This window comes from Bernardetia sp. (assembly GCF_020630935.1).
GTDB lineage: Bacteria > Bacteroidota > Bacteroidia > Cytophagales > Bernardetiaceae > Bernardetia.
Genome location: NZ_JAHDIG010000152.1, coordinates 1 through 2,018, shown reverse-complemented (window position 1 = coordinate 2,018; position 2,018 = coordinate 1). Strand labels below are relative to the sequence as shown.

Here is a 2,018-nt window from a genome sequence, read left to right as displayed (position 1 = left end):
TATGAAGACCAGTGGAGAAAACACCATGTTTCTAGTGTAGCAAGAGACATTTGGGTATATGACATGGAAAGTAAAACTCATACACAGCTGACAGAAAACAAAGAAGAAGACCGTAACCCAGTTTGGGTAGGTGATGATGTATATTTTTTGAGTGAAAAAGGCTTAAAATCTATCAACATTTTTAAAATGAATCCTTCTTCTCCAAGTACGCAGACACAAGTAACCAAATTAGAAAATCATCCTGTTCGTTTTCTTTCAGTTTCTAATGACAAAACGCTTTGTTTTGGCTACAATGGCGAAATTTATACAATGAAAGATGGCGCAGCTCCTCAAAAAGTAGCGATTCAAATTTCACAAGACAATCGTTATAATGACATTGTCTATAAAAATTTGAAAGGTGGAATTACAGATATGTCGGTTTCTCCAAATGGAAAAGAAATAGCTTTTATCGTTCGTGGTGAAGTATTCGTAACAGCAGTAGAAAATGGCTATACCAAAAGAATTACTGATACGCCAGAGCAAGAACGCAACGTAGATTTTAATAATGACGGAACAGCTTTGATTTATTCAGCTGAAAGAAATGGAAGTTGGAATGTTTATCAAACAAAACTAGCTCGTGAGGAAGAAAAATATTTTTATGCCAGTACACTTTTGAACGAAACAGCACTTACCAACAACAAAAACGAATCTTTTCAACCTCTTTTCTCTCCAGATGGAAAAGAAGTAGCTTATATCGAAGACCGTAAAGCATTGAAAGTAATTAATTTAGCATCAAAAGAAGTTCGTACCATTACAGACAAACTTTCATATTCGTATTCCGATGGCGACCAACATTATGTATGGTCTCCAGATTCAAAATGGTTTTTGATTACGTATGAACCTAATAAGGCGTGGATTCCACAAGTAGGTTTAGTAGCTGCCACAGGAAAAGAAGAAGTAAAAAACCTAACTCAAAGTGGTTATAGTGATAATACTCCTCGTTTTGCAATGAAAGGCAAGGCAATGTATTGGTTCTCTGACAGAGAAGGTCTGCGCTCACACGGAAGCTGGGGTTCTGAATACGATGCCTATATTCAGTTCTTTGAAGAAGATGCTTGGAAAAAATTTACGATGTCGGAAGAAGAATATACGCTGTGGAAAGAATTAGAAAGCGACAACAAAAAAGATGAGAAAAAAGACGAAGACGATAAGGACAAAAAGGAAGAAAAGAAGGATGAAAAAGTAGAACCTTTAAAATTTGATTGGACAGGCTTCGAAGACCGAAAATTACGCCTTACTAGCCACGCTTCACAGCTTAGTGATGCAGTCTTGACACCAGACGGAGACAAACTCTACTACCTCACCACTTTTGAAAAAGGGGCAGACCTTTGGATGGAAGATTTGAGAAAGAAAGAGACTAAACTTGTTTCGAAACTTGGTGCTAGACGTGCTAGTATGGTAATAGATAAAGAAGGGAAAAATCTGTTTGTGCTCGCCGATGGAAATATGCAAAAAATTGACTTGGCTTCAAATACGCCAAAACCTATTGCTATCGATGCTAAAATGAAACTCAATGCAGCAGCAGAGCGTGCCTATATGTTCGAACACATGTGGAGACAAGTGCGTGAGAAATTTTATGTAACTGATATTCACGGTGTAGATTGGGATTTTTATAAAAAAGAATATGCTCGTTTCTTACCTCATATCAACAACAATTACGATTTTGCTGAAATGGGTAGCGAACTTTTAGGAGAACTCAATGCTTCACACACAGGAACTCGTTACCGTCATTTTGATTCAAATGGTGATATGACAGCTGTTTTGGGAGCGTTTTATGATGAAACTCATAAGGGTAAAGGGCTCAAAATTGCAGAAGTATTGAACAAAAGTCCACTTCAAAAAGCCAATACAAAAGTAAAAGCAGGGGACATTATCTTAAAAATAGATGGCGTAGAAATTACTCCTACAACAAACTATCACACTCTTTTGAACAGAAAAGCAGACGAAAGAACGCTTCTTACGATTTTGGATGCCGAAAC

1 protein-coding gene is annotated in these 2,018 nt (G+C 37.1%); it reads left to right on the top strand.

The features are described from left to right. Window positions 1–2,018 (top strand): PDZ domain-containing protein (locus tag QZ659_RS20480; protein ID WP_291728962.1); only part of this gene is annotated, 2,018 nt, incomplete at both ends.